The 22,561-nt window shown below is 60.4% G+C and carries 21 protein-coding genes and 1 pseudogene; 10 read left to right on the forward strand and 12 right to left on the reverse strand.

Going from position 1 to position 22,561, the window contains the following annotated elements; genetic code table 11:
* Positions 1-90 precede the first annotated feature (90 nt).
* Positions 91-840 carry a c-type cytochrome gene (locus tag CMV14_RS16240; protein ID WP_139114732.1) on the reverse strand — a complete coding sequence of 250 codons (750 nt, stop codon included), beginning with the start codon at positions 838-840 and terminating at the stop codon, positions 91-93.
* Positions 722-1,456 (reverse strand): PQQ-binding-like beta-propeller repeat protein, encoded by a 735-nt coding sequence (locus tag CMV14_RS27695; RefSeq protein ID WP_456291220.1) that lies wholly within the window; start codon positions 1,454-1,456, stop codon positions 722-724. Before CMV14_RS27695 ends, CMV14_RS16240 begins: the two co-directional genes overlap by 119 nt.
* Before the next feature lie 567 nt (positions 1,457-2,023).
* On the opposite strand from CMV14_RS27695, the pseudogene CMV14_RS27510 reads away from it, so the two are divergent.
* Together CMV14_RS27510 and CMV14_RS16250 are read left to right on the forward strand one after the other, a co-directional pair.
* Positions 2,024-2,221, forward strand: a pseudogene (locus CMV14_RS27510) (integrase arm-type DNA-binding domain-containing protein); the annotation flags it as partial.
* An 81-nt stretch (positions 2,222-2,302) separates the two neighbouring features.
* Positions 2,303-3,277, forward strand: coding sequence for a tyrosine-type recombinase/integrase (locus CMV14_RS16250; protein WP_331251145.1), 975 nt, complete (start codon positions 2,303-2,305; stop codon positions 3,275-3,277).
* On the opposite strand, the gene CMV14_RS16255 is transcribed toward CMV14_RS16250, so the two are convergent.
* Together CMV14_RS16255 and CMV14_RS26835 are read right to left on the reverse strand one after the other, a co-directional pair.
* Positions 3,249-3,464, reverse strand: coding sequence for a helix-turn-helix domain-containing protein (locus CMV14_RS16255; RefSeq protein ID WP_066965260.1), 216 nt, complete (start codon positions 3,462-3,464; stop codon positions 3,249-3,251). The two genes, CMV14_RS16250 and CMV14_RS16255, sit on opposite strands and share 29 nt — an antisense overlap.
* Positions 3,461-3,766 carry a hypothetical protein gene (locus tag CMV14_RS26835; RefSeq protein ID WP_066965257.1) on the reverse strand — a complete coding sequence of 102 codons (306 nt, stop codon included), beginning with the start codon at positions 3,764-3,766 and terminating at the stop codon, positions 3,461-3,463. The genes CMV14_RS16255 and CMV14_RS26835 overlap by 4 nt, the downstream gene beginning before the upstream one ends.
* 323 nt (positions 3,767-4,089) lie before the next feature.
* On the opposite strand from CMV14_RS26835, the gene CMV14_RS16265 reads away from it, so the two are divergent.
* The gene (locus CMV14_RS16265; RefSeq protein WP_083215935.1) at positions 4,090-5,286 is read left to right on the forward strand and encodes a tyrosine-type recombinase/integrase; all 1,197 of its coding nucleotides are present in this window, start codon (positions 4,090-4,092) and stop codon (positions 5,284-5,286) included.
* Here the strand turns inward: CMV14_RS16265 and CMV14_RS16270 are convergent.
* Positions 5,261-5,422: a helix-turn-helix domain-containing protein gene (locus tag CMV14_RS16270; protein WP_238147064.1), complete on the reverse strand. Its 162-nt coding sequence runs from the start codon at positions 5,420-5,422 to the stop codon at positions 5,261-5,263. The two genes, CMV14_RS16265 and CMV14_RS16270, sit on opposite strands and share 26 nt — an antisense overlap.
* Before the next feature lie 29 nt (positions 5,423-5,451).
* Positions 5,452-5,658 (reverse strand): helix-turn-helix transcriptional regulator, encoded by a 207-nt coding sequence (locus tag CMV14_RS16275; RefSeq protein WP_066965307.1) that lies wholly within the window; start codon positions 5,656-5,658, stop codon positions 5,452-5,454.
* Between the two features lie 371 nt (positions 5,659-6,029).
* Between CMV14_RS16275 and CMV14_RS16280 the strand changes: the two genes are divergently transcribed.
* From CMV14_RS16280 to CMV14_RS27030, 3 genes are all read left to right on the forward strand, one after another.
* Positions 6,030-6,797, forward strand: coding sequence for a phosphoribosyltransferase (locus CMV14_RS16280; RefSeq protein WP_066965252.1), 768 nt, complete (start codon positions 6,030-6,032; stop codon positions 6,795-6,797).
* A gap of 62 nt (positions 6,798-6,859) precedes the next feature.
* On the forward strand, positions 6,860-7,606 hold the full coding sequence (locus CMV14_RS16285; protein ID WP_139114731.1) for a PGN_0703 family putative restriction endonuclease: 747 nt from the start codon (positions 6,860-6,862) through the stop codon (positions 7,604-7,606).
* A complete protein-coding gene (locus tag CMV14_RS27030; protein ID WP_202820862.1) occupies positions 7,603-8,286 on the forward strand; it encodes a hypothetical protein in 684 nt (227 codons plus the stop codon). The genes CMV14_RS16285 and CMV14_RS27030 overlap by 4 nt, the downstream gene beginning before the upstream one ends.
* On the opposite strand, the gene CMV14_RS16295 is transcribed toward CMV14_RS27030, so the two are convergent.
* The 5 genes from CMV14_RS16295 to traD (CMV14_RS16315) are packed head-to-tail and all read right to left on the reverse strand — an operon-like array spanning position 8,270 to position 16,312.
* Complete coding sequence (locus CMV14_RS16295) at positions 8,270-10,510, reverse strand: GmrSD restriction endonuclease domain-containing protein (RefSeq protein ID WP_066965247.1); 2,241 nt, start codon at positions 10,508-10,510, stop codon at positions 8,270-8,272. The genes CMV14_RS27030 and CMV14_RS16295 overlap by 17 nt on opposite strands.
* Before the next feature lie 57 nt (positions 10,511-10,567).
* Positions 10,568-11,611 (reverse strand): hypothetical protein, encoded by a 1,044-nt coding sequence (locus tag CMV14_RS16300; protein ID WP_139114730.1) that lies wholly within the window; start codon positions 11,609-11,611, stop codon positions 10,568-10,570.
* 19 nt (positions 11,612-11,630) lie between these two features.
* Positions 11,631-15,698: an Eco57I restriction-modification methylase domain-containing protein gene (locus CMV14_RS16305; protein WP_066965241.1), complete on the reverse strand. Its 4,068-nt coding sequence runs from the start codon at positions 15,696-15,698 to the stop codon at positions 11,631-11,633.
* Between the two features lie 58 nt (positions 15,699-15,756).
* Positions 15,757-15,984 (reverse strand): conjugal transfer protein TraD, encoded by a 228-nt coding sequence (gene traD / locus CMV14_RS16310; RefSeq protein WP_066965238.1) that lies wholly within the window; start codon positions 15,982-15,984, stop codon positions 15,757-15,759.
* A 22-nt stretch (positions 15,985-16,006) separates the two neighbouring features.
* Positions 16,007-16,312: a conjugal transfer protein TraD gene (traD, locus tag CMV14_RS16315; protein ID WP_066965234.1), complete on the reverse strand. Its 306-nt coding sequence runs from the start codon at positions 16,310-16,312 to the stop codon at positions 16,007-16,009.
* Between the two features lie 172 nt (positions 16,313-16,484).
* On the opposite strand from traD (CMV14_RS16315), the gene traA reads away from it, so the two are divergent.
* The 4 genes from traA to CMV14_RS16335 all read left to right on the forward strand — a co-directional run bounded on the left by traA (position 16,485) and on the right by CMV14_RS16335 (position 20,860).
* On the forward strand, positions 16,485-19,370 hold the full coding sequence (traA, locus tag CMV14_RS16320; RefSeq protein ID WP_066965231.1) for a Ti-type conjugative transfer relaxase TraA: 2,886 nt from the start codon (positions 16,485-16,487) through the stop codon (positions 19,368-19,370).
* 10 nt (positions 19,371-19,380) lie between these two features.
* Positions 19,381-20,199, forward strand: coding sequence for a DUF6118 family protein (locus CMV14_RS16325; RefSeq protein WP_066965228.1), 819 nt, complete (start codon positions 19,381-19,383; stop codon positions 20,197-20,199).
* 315 nt (positions 20,200-20,514) lie between these two features.
* Positions 20,515-20,649, forward strand: a complete 135-nt coding sequence (locus tag CMV14_RS27190) for a helix-turn-helix domain-containing protein (protein WP_238147065.1) — start codon at positions 20,515-20,517, stop codon at positions 20,647-20,649.
* Positions 20,650-20,656: 7 nt separating this feature from the next.
* Positions 20,657-20,860 carry a helix-turn-helix domain-containing protein gene (locus CMV14_RS16335; RefSeq protein ID WP_083215933.1) on the forward strand — a complete coding sequence of 68 codons (204 nt, stop codon included), beginning with the start codon at positions 20,657-20,659 and terminating at the stop codon, positions 20,858-20,860.
* Between the two features lie 521 nt (positions 20,861-21,381).
* On the opposite strand, the gene CMV14_RS16340 is transcribed toward CMV14_RS16335, so the two are convergent.
* A complete protein-coding gene (locus CMV14_RS16340) occupies positions 21,382-22,557 on the reverse strand; it encodes a CapA family protein (protein WP_066965225.1) in 1,176 nt (391 codons plus the stop codon).
* Positions 22,558-22,561: the final 4 nt, after the last annotated feature.

Genomic DNA, 22,561 nt, shown 5'->3' on the forward strand with positions numbered 1-22,561 from the left:
CCATCCATTGCAGGTCCGCCTCCATCATTTTTGAACCGTACCCGTCAACTGTACGGATGGACGTTGGCGCTCTCGTGACCCGATTGATCTTCATTTTTGGGCGGCCCGCTGGTCGCCCATCGAGAGCAACTTTGCCTCGTCGGCCAAGAATGCTTGGATTTTGTGCAAATCCTGCTCGAAAAGTTCCGGCCCAAAACTGGGCATGCCATTTCCCAGCAGAGCGCCGCCCTTCACAACGGTGCGCAGGGCGTTGAAGTTCTCCGCGATGGGCGAGCGACCAAGGTCAGGCATGACGCGGCCGCTTACGGCGCCGAAGCCATGGCAGCTAGCGCAATAGATGGCGTAACCCTTCGCGTCGGCCGCAACAGTCCGAGCGTCGGGCGTCGGAAATGCGGCAAATGCGGGTTTTTGGTCGGGGAAACGCTTTGGCTCAGCCATTTTCGCGTTCCCGCCGAGTTTGAAGACGAGAACCATGCCCTGCATCGTTGCCGGCCGCTGAGGCGTGGTTACACCACCGGCGAGCCAGCTGGCTCCGCCGTTGCCGACGGCGATCGCCACATATTGCACGCCGGCAATCGAATAGGTGATCGGTCCGCCTTGCGTCGTCGCATAGGCATTGAAGCTCCAGAGCTTCCTGCCATCCGTTGCATCATAGGCGGCGAATATGCCTTGGCCGTCGCTTTGGAACACCAGATTGCCCGCGGTGGCGAGAGTCCCGCCGTTACCCCCAGTATCGTGGGCCACCGACCAAACCGCGCGCTGGTTTTTGACGTCCCAGGCCAGTAGCCTGGCGTTCAGGGCCTTGGCGAAACCGCCACGGATTTTGAGGTTCTTGGGCAACTGCCCGCCCGCAACCAAGCCGCTCGCCCGTGTGTTCGGGAGCGGAGATAGCTGGGATCAGTCTGGAAAGTCGATGTCCAATCCTAGATGGGAATGTAGGCAAGACCGGTCGCCGGGTTGAATGACATCGGCTGCCAGCTATGGGCGCCCATCCCGTCGGACGAACGCGGACCATCTTGCCGCCGAGATATCGCGCTTCAGGATTTTCCAGCGGACGTCCGGTCTTGAGGTCGATGCCGTAGGCCCACTGATCGCTTGCCCCGGCGGCGCGTCGGCCGTCTTCGCCATCGGTACGATTCTTGACCGACAGGAGGCGCCCGTTGGCCCGATCAATGACATAATAGAAGCCATTTTTCGGTGCCTGCATCAGCACCTTGTGCGGCTTGCCGCCTATTTCCAAATCGGTCAGGACGATGTTCTGGGTTGCGGTCGCATCCCAGGTATCGCCGGGCGAAGCCTGATAATGCCAGGCATATTGTCCGGTCTTGCGGTCAAGCGCGACAATCGATGCGAGAAACCAATTGTCGCCCTTCCCTTGCGAACGAATTTGATGATTCCACGTCGAGCCATCGCCGACGCCGATATAGACATGGTCAAATTCCGGATCATAAGTGATGAAATCCCAGACCGTTCCGCCACCACCTTGGCGCCACCATTTGCCGAACTATGTCTTTGCGGCTTTCGACATAATGGGATCAGAGGCTTCGCTGAAATTCTGGGGCTGGCCGAGCGCAGGCTGGCCGCGCGCGAAGCGGCGCTCTCGGCTGACGGTCTCGAGCAGCGTTTCGAGAAAACCAAGCTGTTCGGCGACAATGATGATCACGCCTATCGCCAGCCGTATGGCTATTATTAAGCGGTTGTCAGACGGCGCATTTTACGCCCGTCCGGGCATGTCCAGCCTTGTCCAGACGATGTGTTGGTGCTATCGATGGTGCGGGTGATTTTCCGCTGATGATTTATATGGAAAATCAGTTTCTTGGGTGCCCGATGGGAGTGTTCTCCTGGGCACCAAGTGGTTTCCGACAACGTTCGGGAACGACCGCTAAGTAGCTGGTTTCAGGTCGGAAATTCCAAGATTCTCGTCAGCCGCAATCCGGGCTGAACCGCCTTAAACCGCCTCCAGCCGCCTCGATTTGGTGGTCCAAATGGTGGTCCGCGATCAGCCCTTTTTTGGAGCTGATTCATGCCACTTACGTACATCCAGATCGCCCAGGCCAAGGCCCCGAATGGTGCTCTCAAGCTCTCTGACGGGCGAGGACTCACACTTGTCGTGCAGCCTTCGGGTACGAAAGTCTGGCGTCTCAAATATCGGTACGAAGGGAAGCAGAAGACGCTTCATCTCGGACATTGGCCGAAGCTCGGGATCAGCGAGGCCCGACAACGCTCCGAGGAAGCCCGCAAGCTGATCACTGAGGGCAGCGACCCTGCCCTCGTCAAACGCTTCGGTCCCGTCGCGGCCAAGGTGAAGATCGTCGCCGGCAACAGCTTTCGCGATGTCGCCGAGGAGTGGCTCGAGAAATGCGAGCGTGACGAGCTCTCGATCGTGACGATCAACAAGATCCGGTGGTTGCTCGACAAGGCCTATCCAAAGCTGGGTGCCCTGCCCATCGAGGTTATCCGGCCACTCGATGTTCTCGCCGTACTCAAAACGCTGGAAGCGGCCGGCACATTGGAGTCGGCGCGGCGACTGCGCAGCGTGATCAGCCGCATTTTCCGCTTCGGAGTCGCGACCGGCCGGATCGAGCGCGATGTCGCCTGTGATCTGCGCGGTGCGATCGCTACGCCAAAATCCAAGAACCTCGCCGCGATCACGACCGCACGCGAAGCAGGCGTCCTCCTGCGAGCGATCGAGAACTACACCGGCCATGAGATCACCGCGATCGCGCTGGAATGTTCAGCGCACCTTTTCGTTCGTCCTGGCGAGCTTCGTCAGGCTGAATGGCCGGAATTCGATGCCGATCAGTCGGTCTGGGCGATACCGCCGGAAAAGACGAAGATGCGGCGGCCCCACTGGGTGCCGTTGTCCCGTCAGATGATGGCGAAGCTTCACCGCCTCCACGATCTGACCGGAAGCGGTCAGCATCTTTTCCCCTGCCTCGGCAAGGATGGAATGCCGATGTCGGAAAACACGGTGAACCTGGCCCTGCGTCGGCTTGGTTTCAAAGCAGACCAGATGACGGCTCATGGCTTTCGAGCGATGGCGGCAACGCTGCTCAACGAGTCCGGCCAGTGGCACCCGGACGCCATTGAACGCCAGCTTGCTCATATCGAGACCAATGAGGTGCGGCGCGCCTACACTCGGGGCGAATATTGGCCGGAACGCGTGCGGATGATGCAGTGGTGGTCCGATCATATCGAGGAGTTGCGCAAGGCCCCACTCGTTCAGCGCAGCTCATTCGGGTCTGTCCCTACTCCTGCTGTCCGATTAGCTTCTTGAGGTTCCTGTAGGGGATGAGCGTAGCTCGGCCGAGCTTCACGATCTCAATATCGCCGGACTCGATCAATTCGTAGATAGCCGTCTTGCCGAGTCCGAGAAGCTCGGCCGCCACCGTGACCCGGACCGCCAACGGTTCCAAAGTTCCGTTGGCCAACCGCGGGAGCTTGTCGAAGCCGTTATCGGTCATTTCTCGTGACCTTTCGGCACCAGGTGGACCAACTGTACGACGTTACTATTTACATCGCCCGTCTGAAGCCTCGCGGTCATCAGCTTAACAGCTTTGGCGATAAAATCTTTGAGGCTGGAATAGACGATAAGTTCGGCTCGACCAACCCTGACCCGTTCTATCGCCCCGGACGCGGCGAGCTGTTTGATCCGAACTTCATCGAGACCGGTCAACTGAGCAGCCACCGATATTTTTACGGTCAGAGGTTCCAAGTCGGGGACTGTTGTCACGATGATGGTTGAGCCAATACTGCGGTTAGCCATGAAATCTCCTGCGAGCGCGAGTGCGGGCAGAAATTGTCCCGCGACGCGGAGTTCTGAGAAAGAGACCTTCCGGGGTCTCGAGGTACCTTTTGGCGGCCATTTGCGGCCACCATTCGGATGGTAGCGGAGGAGGCGCTATAACTTTCGTCTCAGGCAATTTCAGAGCGTCTCCAACTACCCTGTAAAATCAGCGGTTTATCTTGTAACGTGTTCGCGGTCGGTCGCCCTGAATCGCCTGAATTCCCGCTAAAATGTGGGAACGATTGTGGGACCAAATACCCCCGTTTTTGGCGGTATGAATCCCTGACAGGGACTCGAACCTGATGGCGCTGACAGTATTGAAAGTGAAGAACGCGAAGCCCGGTCGCCATGTCGATGGCAGGGGCTTGTGCCTCGTCGTGAAGCCCAGTGGCGCGCGCACCTGGGTGCTGCGCATGCAGTTGAAAGGCCACCGCCGCGACTATGGGCTGGGATCGGCGCATGATGTTTCGCTGACCGATGCCAGAACAGCGGCAGCGGAATTGCGCCGCCGCGTTCGTGACGGTTTCGATCCTGTCGCCGAGCGACGCAAGGCGCGGAAGGTCATACCGACCTTCGAAGCCGCAACCCGTTCGTGCCATGAAACCTTGGGTGACGGATGGAAAGACGGGCATCATTCCCGCTGGCTATCCGGTTTCGAGCGCCACCTCTTTCCGCGCATCGGCAAGAAGCCGGTCGACAAGGTGGACAGCGCCTGCGTGGTCGAGGCGCTGTCTCCAATATGGCTGGAGATACCGGAAACGGCGCGGCGCTTGCTCCAGCGCATCGGCGTGGTGCTCGATTTCGCGCATGTGAAAGGCTGGGTGCCGGAAGAGGTTTCCTTGCGTTCGGTGCGCAAGGGCTTGCCCCGACAGAACGACAAACGCGGCCATATGGAGGCCATGCCCTATGCCGATGTCCCGTCACTGATGAAAAAGCTTGCCACTGCAGCCCAGACGACCGGACGCGACGCCATGCGCTTCACGATCTACAACGCCGTGCGGTCCAACGAGACGCGCCTTGCGGTATGGACCGAGTTCGATCTCGAAAAGGCGGTATGGACCATTCCCGCTGAACGGATGAAGGCAGGCGAAACCCATGTGGTGCCGCTTTCGGCACCGGTTTTGGCATTGCTTCGCAAACGCTGGGCCGAGCGGACCAGCGATGCGGGCTTGGTTTTTTCCAACGACGGGAAGAAGCCGATCAGCGACATGACCATGACCAAGCTTCTGCGCGACGATGGATTCGCGAGCATCACCGTGCACGGCTTCCGATCCACCTTCACGGACTGGGCCGCCGAATGCACCGACTTCCCCAAGGAGGTCGCTGACAAGGCGCTCGCCCACAAGCTACCCAACAAGGTCGAAGCCGCCTACCGCCGAACCGATTTCTTCGAGAAGCGTCGGAGCCTGATGAAGCAATGGGCTGACTATCTGGGCAATAGCGCCTCGGCAGCGAATACGGCGACAGCCGAGCCTATTCAGGCTCGCGCTGCCGCATGACCAGCTCGTGCAGACTGGCAGTCGTGATACGGGTCGACTTACCGAGCTTGATGGCCTCGATCTGGCCCGACGCAATCAGCTCGTAGAGTTTGGTGCGACCGACGCCGATCATGCGCGCAGCGTCATTGACCTTCACGCAGATCGGCTCGACCGAAGGCGGCGCTGTCACAGCGCCGCGCTCTCATTCCGGTACGAGACCGGATCATCGATCCAGCGGTTCACAGCGGATTCCCGCCAGCCCGCGCCGTGAACGCTGATCTTCACCTGAGACGGGAAAGTCCCCTCTGCGATTTTGCGATACATGGTGGAGCGGGACAGGCCGGTGCGGGCGAGAACGGTCTTGAGGCGGATGATTTTGTCAGTGTTGGACATGGGACTTGCTTCCATTCGTTGGCAGTTACTGGTTGCCCCTGACGCAAGAATTGATTGTCCAAGTGCTTGGCGCAAGGCAGTTTCCGAGCAGACAGGTCCACATCGCAATCCCGGATAGAATGAAAAAGAGAAGGATAGGCACGGCTACGGACGGATAGAGAAGGTCACGGACGCCAACACCGTGCGGCCTGAGGCGGCGAGTTTTTTGCCATTCCCCGGCGGAGAAGCTGATTCACCTACCACGACTGCTCCAGTGACGGAGATTTGCGCAAGCATCGACGGCGTTTGCGCGCGAATCGCGCAGATATTGGTTCAGCTTGGTGCGCAATCGAGTTCTGGCCTTTCGGGCTGCCGATTGGCATGTTTCCCAGATGACCAATACTTTGCCGATCCGACTTCCCTGGCCACCTGACTTCCCCGATGTTGTCATTCATACCGATGTCCGCACCCGTGACAGGCATCCCGGCTACGCTGCCGCCAAGGCGGGGGATGCTGAGGCGGCTCTCCTGCTGGCATCCGATCTACTGTCGCCAGATGGAATAGTGAGTCTTCAGGAGATTATCGGCAATCGGCCTACTCTGCTCCTGCCGGTCGTGGCAGACGAGCTAGCGGGCTTCAACGCGATCCCCGATGCGATGGCGCAGGTGTTGGGCAACGAACTTGGCACCCCCGTCATCGCCGGTGAAATCGTTCAGACAAACAAAGTCGGCCATACCCGCGCCCCGGCGTTTCAGCGGCTGGTCACCCCGGCAACGTTCGAAGGGCAGGTGCAACCGGGTGCAAACTATGTGCTTGTTGACGATCACGTCGGCCTTGGCGGCACTCTCGCCAACCTGCGCGGTTACGTCGAGGCACGGGGCGGAGAGGTCATCGCGATCACGACCCTGACCGAGAGCCGGGACGCACGCATAATTTCATTGCAGCCCGCAACCCGAATTGTGCTATGGGAGCGGCATGGCCAAGCACTTGACGACCTCTGGCAAAGCCAATTCGGCTATGGGATCGACTGCCTCACGGAAGTCGAAGCCCTCAACCTATGTCGTCAGCACTCCGTTGCCGCCATCGAGGATTTCTTGGCTCAGGCAGCAGTCGAAGCACGTGGCCGAGGTCTCCAGACAGCGGTTGAGCCAGGCCACTGACTGAAGAAATCGAAAATTTGCATAGTCGCGGTCGATGCGGCGATGATGGCAAAGAATCTCCGTTGAGTTTGGCAGGGTTTCTTCCCGGTGTTCCAGTCGAACATGTCTTGAATCGATTTGCCGCTGCTGGCGGAAACGAAATTGGGTCCGGGAAATTTCAGAGTCCCGAAAGTTCCGCCGCACTCGCGGTTAACTGCTTCGGTTGGTTCATCTTGCACCCATCGCGCTTCCCCTTCCTTCCGGGGATCGATACCCACCATCCTGTCGAAATGGTGGATGTCGAGTTCACCGCACGCTTCCCGTGGGCGGGCGGACGCCATCCGTGGCTGGATGCGGTTGTTCAGACGCCAAGGATGCTGATCGGGATCGAAAGCAAGCGGTTCGAACCCTTTCGCGACAACAAATCCGTTTCGCTGTCCTCAGCCTATGACCGCCCGGTTTGGGGAAACAACATGCGCCGTTACGAGGACATGCGCGACAAGCTGCGATCTGGAGAGGCATCATTCCGCCACCTCGACGCGGCCCAGTTGGTCAAGCACGCCTTTGGGCTTGTGACGGAAGCTGGACGACGAAACCGGAGCGCCGCACTTTACTACATCTTCGCGGAGCCAGCCTCTCGGGAAGGCAAAGCCATACCGGATAGCGATCACGCGAGACATCGGCAGGAAGTAGCGGATTTTGCCTCTGCCGTGGACGGCGACGATGTGCGCTTCCAGGCCGGAAGTTATCGGGAATGGATCTCGACCTGGCCTCACGATGACGAAATCCAAGCACATGGCCGAGCCATCCTTGCGAATTTCGCACCATGAGCGCTGCAAGTTTGCCGCGCACGGTGACGGCGGCAGAGATAGCACGGACTGCGGGCATCGATCCGAAAACCTTCCGTGCAGCACTGAGGCGAGCAAACCTCAAATGGCACGCGCACTACGAAAGGTGGGAAGTCCCGTTTGGCAGCGCCGAGCATCACGACATGAGCGACGTGCTGGCATCGCTCACGCTGTCCGGAAAGCCCGCGCCGACATCACTTCCGCGCACCCGCTCCCTTCAATCAGCGCCACGCGGAAGCAGCGATGAAACATGGATTATCGGGCTATGCGATGAGGTGCTCGGGGAACAAGCCATCCGCCAGCATCGGTTCCCATTCCTGACTGGCGATCCGGGCGCGACTGGACGAAGATCACCGCTACCGGTCGATGCGTTTTATCCGGCGCGAAAACTTGTCATCGAATTCCACGAAATCCAGCATTCGCAGCCAGTTGCGCATTTCGACAAGCGTCAAACGGTGTCAGGGGTGTCACGCGGTGAACAACGGCGCCACTACGATGAGCTTCGACGCAAGGTGCTTCCCCAGCATGGAATAGACATTGTCGTTTTCGACTATTCCGAGTTCGAACACACCACCGCAGGCCGCTTGCGACGCACCAGCCGAGATCGCCAAATCATCGCAGAGCGGCTGCATTGCTATGCCAAGCCTAGAAACGGTGATTGATGTAATCGGTAATCGCCGCGCCGCTTAACTCGGTGGTGGCGTTCCCGCCGCGAACGAAGAGCCGTTGCTCCTTGCCGTCCTTGAGAAAGGCGGCTTTCGGACCAGGCTCGCACCTGACGATGAGAACCCGCTCCCCTTGCTGGTCATCGAAGTGCGGATGGACATAGGGCAGAAAAACCTCGCCGATCCGATCCTTGATGAGATTGACGAGGTGCAGTCCCATCTTGTCCTCGTTTGGAAAACCGTCGGCGCTGATCCCGAGAACTTCACCATCATCAGCAACTCCGATGAGCAATGTGCCGCCCTTGGCGTTCAGGAACCCGGCAATCGTCTTGAGCGCCGACAGATGCATCTTTTCGTCGGGCTGGCCCGTGTGCAGATTGATGCGGAGCGTTGACTTGAACTCGACGGCACCAGTTTCGCCGCCCGCAATCAGCTCAGCGACTGAGGGCGGTGAGACGGCCTCGATGGCTGCGTCACCGCGCAGCCGCTCCCATGCGCGCCGGACGACCTGCGCCATGCGAAGGCGGCGCTCGACCAGGAATTGATCGTAGGGCAGTTCCCACCAGAGGTGCGGCAGGGCGTGCAGACCGTAAACACGCTCCCGTTCCGCAGCCGTCATCTGGACATCGAGCGCCGGGACATATTCCGCCGGGGGCTGCTTCCCGATCTTGATGTTGTCCGGCCATTCAACCGGCGCGAAATTGGCAATTTGATTGATCAGCTTCAGATCGGTGACGCCCTGAGCTTCGAGATAGGCACGCGGGAACAGATGGTGCTGTTCCAGCGATGCTTTCGATCCCTTGATCGCCGGATCAACCATGGCCGCAAGTTTGAGCGGGCTGAAAAGCGCGGGCGCATCGAGCATGATGAGCGAGGCCTGATAGGCGAAGAGCGTCGGGCTGCGCGCCGCCGATGTCGCGAGCTGACTGGGCAGCGTGATTTCCCAGTAATCATTGGTCAGCGTCGTATCGCAAATCTCGCGGAGTTTCGCGACGAACACTTCACCACTTGCCAGATCGCGGACCTGGCCAAGATCGGCTTCGAACCGGGTTTCGGGGGAACTTGTATATCGCCCCGTCATCGATGCCATGTAATAGAATTCGGCGATGGCCTGCCGCATCCGGGTGCGGTCGATACCGTAGTCCCGAATGCCGATGAGGTAGAGCACATAGCTGAAGATGATGGCCGCTTCCGAGCTGACCATCTTCTGCCCACGGTATCCCGCCAACTTGAGCGCATCGAGAAAATGGTGCCAGTTGGCGAGGTTCAGGACTGCTGTCTGTGCCTCGCGCATCAGGGTGAACTGCCCCTCGCGCTTGTCTGGATTGTCAACGCCGGTCGCGGCGTCCTTGCCACGCAACGCGCTGTAGACATTGGCAAGCCTCGCCCGCTTTAGGGCCAGCCCCACGGTGGCGCGTAGCATCTGGTCCGGCGAAGGCTTGATGAAATGGTTGTAAGGCGACGCCTGCCCTTCGCTCGGCACGGTAGCCTGAAGCGAGAAGTTCTCCAGCTCGACCCGGCCATCTTCCCAGAAAACCGACATCAGCGTCATAATGAAGTCGGCCTGGTTGAGCGCCTTGCCCTTGCCGTTGATGCGCACGAACACTTCGGCGATGGTTTCCTCATCGACCGACGACGCCAGTGTCAGCGCGACGAAATTGTAATTCGGCAGATTGCGAAGATGGTCGATGGCATCTTCGATGGCTGTTTCCTCTTCCTCGGAAATCTCGCGGATTTCTTTGAGTTGAGAGAGGAACGCCTTGCGGAACGCGCCAGCCTTGAAGTCCGGCCTCCACAGCACCGAGATGTCCGGGATGAAGGCCCGGTCCTTCTTGATGGCCGCATCGGCCACGTCGAAGCGGCCAGACAGCGGGTTGAACGCTATCTGGATACGCTCCTTCTTGAAGTTGGAACGGAGGACTTCCATCCCCTTCACAACCGCATAGAGCGAAGTCAGGCGCTGCTGGCCATCGACAATCGCCAGTTCCGGCACCGACTGTTTCGGGCCGGTGCCAATGCTCTTCAGAGCTCCATCTGCGCCGGTCTTCCAGAACAGCAGAAAACCGGCGGGATAACCGCGATACAGGGAATCGAAGAGATCACGGACGTTGACGTTCGGCCAGACGAAAGGCCGCTGCAATTCCGGCAATCCGATCTTTCCCATATCGATGTCTTCGATCAGGGACGAAATCGGAACATTACTTGTCGTGAAGATTGCCATTGATTACCCGCCATTCGAAAAATCAGGTCAAGACATCGGTTCTGTCCAACACAATGTCTAGAACATATCGTCGTCGATTGCCGGCTTCTTCGGATCGCCCGAGTTATTGGCTTTGTCCGCCTCCATCTTGGCCGCAACCTGCTCCAACTGATCGCCTGCAACGTTGTTGAAGAACCGCAAGGAGTCGGACTTGCCGGGGCAATGTTCCCCACGAATCGACATGCGACCTGCGTCCCACCACCGATAGGTGCAGCCCTTCTCGCTCGACCGTTCGGAACGGCCATACTCGGCATCGAGCAGCCCAATGAAGCGTTCATAATCGGCTGTCGATTCAAGGATGTAATCCGCCCGCAGCAAATGCCGGACGAAACCTTCGATGACGACTTCCCTGACGCCGCCAAGACCGACGGGCGGGGACAGCGTCCATTTGGGGAAGGATTCGCCGGTATCGTTGCTCGCAAGCACAGCGGAGCCGCGCCCCTCGAAGGCAGCCACGATGCCATACACATCGGTCGAGATCGGGCTGACGCCCGCGAGCTTCACGCCGGTCGATGGATAGTCGACCACGGTAATGCCATAAAGACCGTTCCACAGGCCCTTGACCCTGTCGTCCTCCCCGAAACTCTTGGTGTCACTGACGATGGCCGCCATTCCCTTGTCCAGGATCGAGGTGAGCGTCAGGCGCGGGCCGGTGAAGCCGAAGCTGATCCTGTCACGGTAGGCCACGTTGCCCGCCGAAAACTTCTCTCCGTCGCGAAGATCGCGCAAGCCGCACCGTCGCAGCACGTTGAGATCGGTCATCCCGAGCGAGAGCACCAGCAGGTGAATGCCCTGCCCTGGCTCCCGGATGAAATGGATGTGAACTGTCTCGAACTTGTCAGGCGTCGCGGGATCGTCTTCGCACACCCATTTGGCGCGGTGGGCGCTGTCGGTAGACTGGCGCGCGCAGCCGGTGAGCGCGGCGACCGTTGGCGCGAGCTTTTCGAAATCGCTTTCGAACCGGGGCGTGATTTGCGGCAGGCTGCACCAGTTCATGGCCTGCGCAGGCACCGCCGATACCGCCGCTGCCAGACCAACCAACGACAAAAACGCGCCCCTCATCCCCATTCACTCCTGCAACTCAATCCCGGATATCCGCATCGGGTTGCCCGGCCATCAGCGCGTTGATCCACAGCAGCGCCAGTTCGGGGCTGCGGTATCGGCCTGAATAACGGGCGCGCTCTTCACGCTCGACAGTCGGGAAGGTCGAATAGATGTAGCGAATATCTTCGCGCGATTTGACCGGGTTCGCGGCATCCCAGACGCCGTAGAGAATGAAGTAGAGCGCATCGAGCTTCGCCCGGAGCATGCAGCGGCGTTCCTCGTCCCACGCAAACGGTGGCTTCACCTGCCCAGCGCCATCCACGTGCCCGAGATCACGGGCGAAGGGTGCCAGATCATGGGCCGTGTATGACAATTCGAGCACCGCCTGACGCACGATGTCCGATGCGGATTTATCGCCAATCTGGCGCACATATGCGTCGGGCGGAATAACCGGTATCTGGGCTACAATGTACTTACTCAGGTGGCGGCTCTGGATCTTCTGCCTTGCGAGATAATCGGCAAAAATCGACGCCAAGTTACCTTGCAGAAGCGCCAATAAGTTAACGTCTGCGCTCTTCCCAGAAAGCAAAGGTAGTGTGTTGCCGTAAGCACCGCGAGGTACAATTGCACTTATCAGGCTACGATAATTATTTGTATTGCAGACATCATTGAATCCAATTGCGTAGTCAAATTCTGGATCGGCATCTTCTTCAAGAATCCAGTATCTTGGAACCGGAAGAAAATCCGGGTCTTGGAGTTGCTCGTCGCTACTGTGGACGGGGACACCCTGACCGCTAATGGATGTGGTCTGCCCCCGAACCCCTGCATAGCGGTGATTGTAGATTGAGACCATTTTGCCTTCGCAAAGTCGCAACCAACGGCCCTTTGCAGATTGATACTCCCCGGCATCGATTGGCCAAGCACCCTCTTCCTCGACCAGCATGTTCGCTGTCCGAAAGCCCCTGCTTCGGCTCGTCATGTTGACCATCTGTTGATACTTGAATGGGTAGACTGATCGCTCGGTTCGGCCCTGACCTTCGATGAGAATAGGAAATTGATCGTAGGCCTTTGTCAGCAGTCGAAGTCCATCTGTGGTCCGAAGGATTGGCATAGTTCCGGTGTTCGGGTTCAGCCGCTTCAACGTCGCCTTTGAGAACTGCACTGGCTGCGGCGCATTTTCATCCGTCGGAAGTTGGTGCAGCTTCACCGCATACTCGAATTTCGTGAACGACCTCGCGTCTCCACCGACAACGAAGACAGTTGGCTGGTCCTCAGCGTGGACATCTTCAAACAGCCAATGGCGACGATTTTCGAACGCAATGAAAGCGCGCAAATGGTCTGCGTCAGTAACCCGTTGAATGAATTCTGATACATTGTGATCGGTGCCGATGCCGATAGGAGTAAGGACTCCCACCATACCTTTACTTCCGATCATCTGGAGAGAACGCTCAACGAAAACCTTGTAAATGTTGAGTTTCCCAGAGTTCAACTCGGAATATATCTTGCCCGTCCGAACGACTCGGGATGCCTGCTGCCGCCGCTCCTGCGCCTCATTGTATTGACGCAGAAGATCAGGCCGTAGCTCCTTCAGCGCAGCGATCATGTCTTCTCGCTTGGCCTTTAGCGGCTCGCGAGCAATTTCAGGATCACGTGCCGCAAACCAAGGGACTTCCTCGAATTCGAATCTATCCCAGGGCGGATTGCCGACGATGGCATCAAAGCCGCCCTTGCGTTCCCCGCTGGCCCAGTCCTGCCACACGCCCGGAAAGGCAATCTGCCAGTTGAGAAACCGCTCTTCCTCGATCAGTTGGCGGGCGTTGCGCCATATTTCGGTGAAGGCTTCGACTTCTGCCGGGCGTGCCTTGCCGCCTTCCGGTTCCTTGCGACCGCGCGCAATGGGGATGGCATCGCCGAAGCGGCCATCGAGCCACAAGCGCACTAGCGCCTTCCCGTCCTTGTCGAGATTGAGCCAGTCCAGCGCGTGCATGAAGCTGACGAAGCCATCCAGCTCGCCCGTCATCAGCTCGACATCCTGCCACATGGCAGCGGAGCGGTGAGCCTCGGCAATCTCGGCGTCGGTCAGCGCTTCGATGGTCTTCATCGCCTCGGCACTGCGCTGGGCATTGCGCAGCGCCTCGTTCCAGAGCAGCTCGCCACCCAGCTTTGCCGCCTTGTCGATGGCATCGCGGACCCACAGGCCGAACAGGCTGTCACCGCACCGCAGGTGATGGTCAATGAAGGATAGGGGCGCGCCGACGGTGAAGGTGTGCAGCCACAGCGCGACCTTGGCCAGTTCCACCGCCATCGGGTTCTTGTCCACGCCATAGACGCAGCGCTTCAGCACCATGCGGCGCACGATGTGGCGATCATCGAGCTGGGATTCGTCAATCGCCCAGCCCTCTTCACGGGCGTTCTTCAGGATGGTGCGGCGGATTTCGCCGATCCTGTCAGCCAGTGGGCTGGCGTAATCAATACCTGCCTGTTCCGCCGCAGCCGAGGCTTCGGCCATGGCTTCCAGCACCTTGTCGGCCATGAGATCGACAAGACTGACCAGAAAGTGCCCGGACCCCATCGCAGGGTCGCAGACACGCAGCCGCAGGATGGCTTGTGCCGGATCGGCATCGCCCAGTTCGGCCCGGACATAATCTTCCGCATCGCCCTTCCTGATCCGGCCAATCGCCGCCACGAAACCGGCGTTCGCATCGGCGAACAACGGCTCAAGCGTCTTTTCCAGGATCAGGGTGACCAGTTCGTCGGGTGTGTAGTAGCTGCCGCTGTTCTTTCGCGCGAAGGCATTAGGCCGGACAGCGATTACGTCGTCCTCGCGAACCACCTCATGCTCCAGCAGTCGCTCGTAAATCGATCCGAGCTGCTGGACGGTAAGGTCGCGATAATTGATGTAGCGCCGATCACTGCCTTGCCGTTCGAACGAAAGCTTGTCGATGACCGGGGCAAGGACGCTGTCCGGCAATCGAACCTGGTCAAGCAGCGGGGTATTGGCGGGCGCGAACAGGCCGCCGTTGTAAGGCGGAATGCCGATGGAAGCATCACCCCGATCAACGATCCGGGACAGGTCGGCAATCCGGCTCCAAATCTGCGATGCAGTTAGGGAGAACGCATCGCCGCGCCCCATGCGGTCGCCGACTTCGAGCCGCTTTGGCCGAAGCGCATAATCATCATAGCCGTCGGAGTTGACCGGCAGCAGATCACGATCTTCGGCATAAAGGAGAAACAGCAAGCGATAGAGCAGGACCAGGGAAGCGTCGCGCACTTCCTCCAGCGGCGTCTGGGGCGATGCCCCCGCAACCGCCGTGGTCAGCGCAGGGAAGATTTCATCGAAAACGAGCTTGGACAGCGACTTGGCGACGCGCTCTTCATAGAACGCAGCCTCGGCCCGAGCGCGTTCGTGAAAGGAGCGGCCATCGGCACCGGTCTTGGCGAACGCGGTGCGCGAAAACACTGCCGCGAAGACTCGCAGGGCATGGTCGCGCGCATCATCATCGCTGGCGGTTTCGTCGCGGACATCGAGCGCAAGTGCACCAGCGAGATCGACCTCCAGAAACTCTTCACTGACTGACCGCGCGCCCGCCCAGTAGAGCCGCCAGCGTGAGCCATTGGTGAGGATGCCCCAACGTAAACCATGCTCGCTGTTGTCACCGATGCGGCGGAGATAGCGCAGCATCTGGGTGGAAGGCGCGACCGCATCTTCGCGTCCCACCGCACGATCCAGCGGCCTTGCCCAGCGCTTGCTCTCGACAACGGCAGCGCCATGTTCGTAGCGACGCCATTCCTCCGGCTGGGCATTGGCGCGATCCTTGGCGTCATCGTCAATGAACAACAGGCCATCGGGAACGTCGAGTCTGCCACCAGCGGAGAGATTCTGTTGCCTCAGGCTCTCCGACCAACCCAATTCGGCAAGAATTGGCCAGATGAAATCATCTTCCGTCTGGCTTTCGTTGGGCGATGATTCTCGCGGGAATCGGTCCGCGATAGCGATCAGGGCAGATCGAAGCGCATCAACATCAACCGCCCGGTATTCGGTCGATTGCCGGATGGCTTCTTCAAGATAATCAGTCGTTAGGAACGATCCGGCGAACAAATGCATCAGGACGGACTAGCAGCCAATTCCGTGTCGTTCCACGAAAGGTTTTCCACCAGTGCGCCTATGAGCTGCTTTCTGCTTCGAACGCTCGCTTGCCCTTCCGCTTCCACAGCAGCAGCGCCTGATCCCGTTCTTCGCCCCGGAGCTTGGCTGCGACCGTGAGAAACGCGCCGTAGAGCGTGGCACGATCATCGTCCGCGAGTTCGACCAGTCCCGCCTTCACGACCAGGCCGCCCAGTTCGATCAGTTGCCGCGTCCGTTCTCGCCGCTTGACCTGCCATTCGCGCATGTCGGTTCGTGCCTTCGCTGCCTCAAGCCGATGCCGCGCCGCCGTCAAGCGGGAGAGTGCCATCCGGCTGGCCTTGAGGTCCATCGCCACGCTTGCGCGCCTTGCTCTGAAAGAAGGCCGCGCCCCGCTTGCGCCACGCCTCCTTCCGTTGGGCTTCGCTGGTTTCCGCGACGACCAGCAGCGCTCCGGCCAGCGTTTCCGCATCGGTCGCATCGGCCCCGGTAGCGATCACCAGTTCGCCGAGCTGCTGCACGCGGCGTTCCTTCAGTTGCTTCGCCTTGTCGGCGAGCGCCTTCAGTTCCGAATCAAAGTCTCGTGGTTTGCGCATCGAAGTTCTCCATTGAGAGGCGATGCGCTGATGATAATATCGATGCTCTCCCAATGCTGTAGAGTCGTCGAGACGGCCTGACACTGGATAGTCCCGAGCAGGATTTTATCATGGGAGGGCGCGCTTATACGTCGTGCCGACGTCGCGCTCATGGCGTAGATGGATTGCCGTCATGGCGATCTTCCACCTCTCCGTCAAAGTCATCAGCCGGTCGAGCGGGCGCAGCGCCGTGGCGGCAGCGGCCTATCGCGGGGCCGAGCGGCTGCACGACGAACGGCTCAACCGTGACCATGACTTCACCAACAAGGACGGCGTCGTCCATTCCGAAGTGCTGCTGCCGGAAGGCGCGCCAGAGGAATTTGCCGACCGCGAAAAGCTCTGGAATGCCGTCGAGGCTGCGGAGAAACGCAATGACGCGCAGCTTGCCCGCGAGGTCGAATTCGCCATTCCGCGCGAGCTCACCAAGGAACAGGGAATCGAGTTGGCGCGCGAGTTTGCCGAGGCCGAGTTCGTCGAAAAGGGCATGATCGCCGACCTCAATGTCCATTGGGATATTGGCGCGGACGGCCAGCCCAAGCCCCACGCCCATGTCATGCTCACCATGCGCGAAGTCGGCAAAGACGGGTTCGGCGCGAAGGTGCGCGACTGGAACAAGGCCGAACTGGTCGAGCAGTGGCGCGAACGCTGGGCCGAGCATGTCAACCAGCGCCTGGCAGAACTCGATATCGACGCGCGGATCGATCACCGCAGCCTGGAGGCGCAGGGCATAGCGCTGGAGCCGCAGGACAAGATCGGCCCCGCCGCATCGCGCATGGGCGTGCGCGGGCTTGAGGCAGAGCGGATCGAGGAACACCGCGCCGTCGCGCAGCGTAATGGCGAGCGGATTATCGCCAATCCCAACGTCGCGCTCGACGCGATCACGCACAGCCAGGCCACCTTCACGGGCCGCGATCTGGCGATGTTTGTGCATCGACACAGCGACGGGAAAGAGCAGTTCGATTTGGCGATGAGCGCGGTTCGCGGATCATCCGACCTGATCGCACTGGGCAAGGACGGACGCGGCGAGGAGCGGTTCACATCGCGCCAGATGATCGAAACCGAGCAGCGGCTCGGTCGCGCATCGGAATTGCTGGCAGAACGCGAGCGGCATCAGGTCGAAGATCGTGGCCGGGAAGGAGCGCTGGCGCGGGCAGCGGAACGCGGCTTGATGCTGTCCGGCGAGCAGCGTGCGGCGTTCGAGCATGTGACCGACGGGCGCGGCCTCAGCGTTGTCGTCGGCTATGCCGGGACCGGCAAGAGCGGGATGCTGGGCGTGGCGCGCGAGGCGTGGGAAGGCGCAGGGTATACCGTTCGCGGTGCAGCGCTGTCTGGCATCGCCGCCGAGGGGCTGGAGCACGGTTCGGGCATTGCCTCGCGCACCATTGCCAGCCTTGAGCACCAGTGGGGCCAAGGCCGCGAATTACTCACGTCCCGTGACGTGCTGGTGATCGATGAGGCAGGCATGGTCGGCACACGCCAGATGGAGCGCGTCCTCTCCCATGCCGCCGATGCGGGTGCGAAAGTTGTCCTGGTTGGCGACCCGCAGCAGCTCCAGGCCATCGAAGCAGGCGCTGCGTTCCGGTCGATCCACGAACGGCACGGCGGCGTCGAAATCAGCGAGGTTCGCCGCCAGCATGACGGCTGGCAGCAGGACGCCACGCGGCACCTTGCTACCGGGCGCACCGGTTTTGCCATTCAGGCCTACGACGAACGCGGCATGGTGCACGCCGCCGAAACGCGGGAGGCCGCACGCGGCGAACTGATCGAGCGCTGGGATCGTGACCGGCAGGCCAGCCCCGGCGATACGCGAATCATCCTCACCCATACCAACGACGAAGTGCGGGAGCTCAATGACGCGGCACGAGAAAAGTTGCGAGCCAGTGGCGAGCTGGGCAACGACGTGTCGATCAGCGCGACACGCGGAGAGCGTCAGTTCGCCAGCGGCGACCGCATCATGTTCCTGCGCAATGAGCGGGGCCTGGGCGTCAAAAACGGCACACTCGGCACTGTAGAACAGGTGACGCCGCAGCGCATGGCCGTGCGCACCGACGATGGCCGCAACGTGGCTTTCGACACCAAGGATTATGCGCATATCGATCATGGCTACGCCGCCACGATCCACAAGGCGCAGGGCATGACCGTGGACCAGGTGCATGTGCTGGCGACACCGGGCATGGACAGCCACGGTGCCTATGTCGCGATGTCCCGCCACCGTGACGGCCTCGCCCTACATTATGGGCGCAACGATTTTGCCGATCAGTCGAAACTTGTCCGTACGCTGAGCCGCGAGCGTGGCAAGGACATGGCCTGCGACTACAAGCCCGAGCAGCAGTTTGCCGAACGGCGCGGGATCACCTTCCGCAAGCGTATCGTGGAGATTGCGAGGCAGTTGCCGGAGCGCGCGAAGTCGATCTTTGCTGGCTTCCGCCCTCAGGCCAACCGGCTCGAACCGCTGCCCACCGAACAGGCTGGCCTGTCCGATCAGCGGCGGGCGGTCGAACGCTATGCGCGTGCCGCCGCTGACATCGGGCAGATGCGCGAGCAAGGATTGCCGGTCCTGCCACATCAGAGCGACGCGCTGGAGAAGGCCGGAAAGGCGCTCGACGCGATCCGGCCCCATGGCACAGCCGACCTCGCCAGCGCCTTGCAGCGCCAGCCCTCGCTCGCCCGTGAGGCCGCCGATGGTCGCAGCCAGGGTGCAATCCGCGCCATGCAGCTCGAAGCCGAAATCCGCGTCGATCCCGCGCAGCGTGCAGACCGCTTTGTCAGCGACTGGCAGCGGCTTGGGCAGGCGCGCCAGGTCATGCAGCGCGATGGCGACAGCAAGGGCGCGCAGAGGCTCACCAACCGCATGACGGATTTGGTGAAGGGGCTGGAGCGCGACGCGCAGGTCGAATCCCTGCTGCGCAGTCGCACCCGCGAGCTTGGCATCAAGACAGAACTCGGTCGCGATCTGGCCCGCGACCTTGCCGCCTCCATCTCGATGGAGCGGAGCCGGTCAATCGGCATGGGCCTGTAGGAGAAACGCGATGGATACCGATACCGATGACGTAGAGCTGCCGCTCGACCTTGAGCCGGAGCCGGAACCCGACCCGGCCACCCTGGATACCGCTGGCGATCCCGCCGCCGAGGCGTTTGCCCGCCTTGAGGGCGAGATGGCCCTGATGCGCCGGGCGGTGCAGCACCTTGCCGCCGAGCGCGCAGACATTGTCATTCCCGACTACGGCGCGACCCTCACCGACCTGGCCAAGCGGATGGGCGCGATCAGCGAGAGCCTGAAGGGCATGGCCGGTCATCCGGCGATGCAGATGACCCCTGACAGCATTAGCCAGCGGATTGTCGCCGCAGCCGAGGCAGCGCGGCGCAGCGATCAGGACAGGATCACTCAGGCCCGGAGCGACTTGAGCCACGCCGCTCAGGAGATGCGCAGCGTCACGGCCCATGCGCGCACCGCCGCCGAGCAGCGTCAGCAGCTTAACCAGGTGGCAGGCGGGGCTTTGCTGGCTGGGATACTGCTTTGGTCCTTCCTTCCCGGCACCATTGCACGTGCCATGCCCGAAAGCTGGCACTGGCCGGAGCGCATGGCGGCGCGGATGGTCGGCGCATCCTCCCGCTGGAACGCGGGTGCACGGCTGATGCAAAGCGATAGCCCTGAGGCATGGAATGCACTGGTGCAGACCGCTGACATCCAGCGCGACAACCGCGATGCCATTGACACTTGCCGGAAGACCGCTGCTACATCGCAGCAGCCAGTGCGATGCAGCGTCAAGATTCGTCCAAGCAGTCAAGAAGGGGAAACAGCCGCAACGCCAGCGGGGACCGCGAAACGGTCCCAGAGAGGGGCATAACAGCCCATCCGGCTCGCACAAATTGTGGGAACGAATGTGGTTTCGATTTTCCGGAAAAGTCATTTTATCCTTTGAAAACAAAGCGATAAATGACTTGAATGGTAGCGGAGGAGGGACTCGAACCCTCGGCCCTGGGACCGCCTTTTCACGTCGCCGCGATGAGCTCTCGGACGACCGAATATGGCTCGAGGCGCAGACCTTCCAAAAGCCTACAGCGCCGCCCCTCGCAGACCGCCACGGGGAAGAATTACGAGTGAGAACTCAATCGCGGGAGCTCGAGGCTCGACTATTGAGCCGCTCACCGTCCGCATACCCATGGCCATACAGCTCACCGGATTGAGCCGGTCGCGCCTCTATCGGCTGATCCAGTCTGGCGAGATCAAGGTCATCAAGATCGGGCGATCGACGCTCATTTCGTTCGAAAGTCTCAAGAAGCTGGTCGAGAGGTGAAAGCAGCATGAGAGATATTGCGCCAACCGCAGCGGCATCATCGCCTTTCCTGTCGAACGACGAAGCGGCCTCCTTTCTGAGATTGTCACCTCGGACACTCGAGAAATTTCGAGTAACAGGTGGAGGTCCGAAGTTCCGAAAATTCCGACGCCGCGTTCTCTATGCCCTTACCGATCTCCGTGACTGGGCGGACCGACGAATCTCCGACTAGCCGGATTTCATCAAACACATCGGCTACGAATCTGAGGGTCGGACGTTCGAAATTCGTACCCTGTGTTTGCCGAGGGGGCTGAGGCGTAGCTGGGCGTATTGACCTTCAGATATCCAGTCTGAGTGTCAAAGCCGTGATCAGGCGGCCCGATTTGGGCATGTCAAGTTACGCTCCGAACCATGCCGGAAAACCGCCGCAGTGCTTTTAGCGGAGGATCATCGTTCTCATGGCGTCAGCGCCCCTGCCCTGCTCCATGTCTCAGGGTTTCTAATGACTTGGTCGGGTTTACCAGTGCGGGGTAAGAACCCGCATGAGCTAAAGACGCGGGAACTAGACTTACTCTGAGTTAAAGACTGATGCGTTGCCGCGCGATCCAACAACTGCAGATCGAGACCCGATAATATCGACCATTCGAAACCCGGTCGGCAATCTTGACCGGCGAAAATCATCAGTTCGCGAACAGCTCAGCGACCGACCCCGCATACTGATAGTCTTGACGATGGGGCGATTTCCTTACACGGTCAGGTTCGACCTCTGCGCGGCGTAATCCCGACGGCCGATAATGGTAGCCCCGGGATCGAACTGGCGCTCATCGCGCCGTTCAGACCTGGCCAATCCAGACAGTTCTGGAAATACTCGCTCCATTGATCTTCCGCCGGATCGCCGGCGGCGACGGGCTGTACGGCCCCATCGGGCTGCAGCCGGCAGGGCACCACGCTCACCGCATCGATGCCATCAGAGCCGACCGTCGCAAACGCGACCATCGTCAGCCTCATATCCTCATGCATCGGCAAATAAGGCCATCCATCGCGCGGCCCTACGACATAGGGCGCATCCCACAGGTCGCCGCGCGAAAGCTGCATTTTGAAAGCTTCGAGCTGATCGGGGGTGAGATTCAGGCGGAAGTCGAAAACGAAATGACCGAGGCCGTAGAGGATCGGCTTGCCGCAATACCATTCGATACCACGCATCGCATGATGGTGATGCCCGATCACCATGTCGGCGCCATGATCGATGCAGAAGCGCGCCGTCCGGGTCTCATGATCGGTCAGATGGAACGGTCGCGACTGGTCGCCCCAATGGAAGCTGGTGATGACGATGTCCGCGTCCTTGCGGGCACGGGCGATATCCTCGACGAGATTGGCGAGATCGCGTTCGTCGGGCACCGTCGACGCGATCGGCCTCGCCCCGGGCATGTGGAGATTGAAGAAAGCCGGCCGCCAATGGTCATAGGCTCGTATCGGCACGAGGCCCGGAATAGTCGCATAGGCCTCGTAACCGAACGGGAAAACGCTCGCATAGCCGAGATAAGCGAAGCGGATGCCGCCGCGATCGACGAGAGCCGGAGCCCTCGCATCTTCGAGGTCTGAACCGGCCCCGCAGGTTGCGACACCCATTGCCGCCAGGCGGGCGCGATTCTCCAGCATGGCCTCCGTGCCGACGTCGAGGATGTGATTGTTGGCCAATGACAACACGTGAAAGCCGGCGCGGCCTAGCGCCGCAAGGTTCGCTGCCTTTCCGCTGATCATGTCGAGCTGGCCGGGCGCCACATGCGGCGTATCGGTGTAGGCGCCCTCCATATTGCCGAACAGAATGTCGGCCTGGCCGAGCAACTCGCGCACGGGTACGAAGGGTGCGTCAGGGTCACTCCTGTTCACCAGTAGGTCGCCGACGAACCCCAGCAGAATATCCGCCATGAAT

Source organism: Rhizorhabdus dicambivorans (assembly GCF_002355275.1).
GTDB lineage: Bacteria > Pseudomonadota > Alphaproteobacteria > Sphingomonadales > Sphingomonadaceae > Rhizorhabdus > Rhizorhabdus dicambivorans.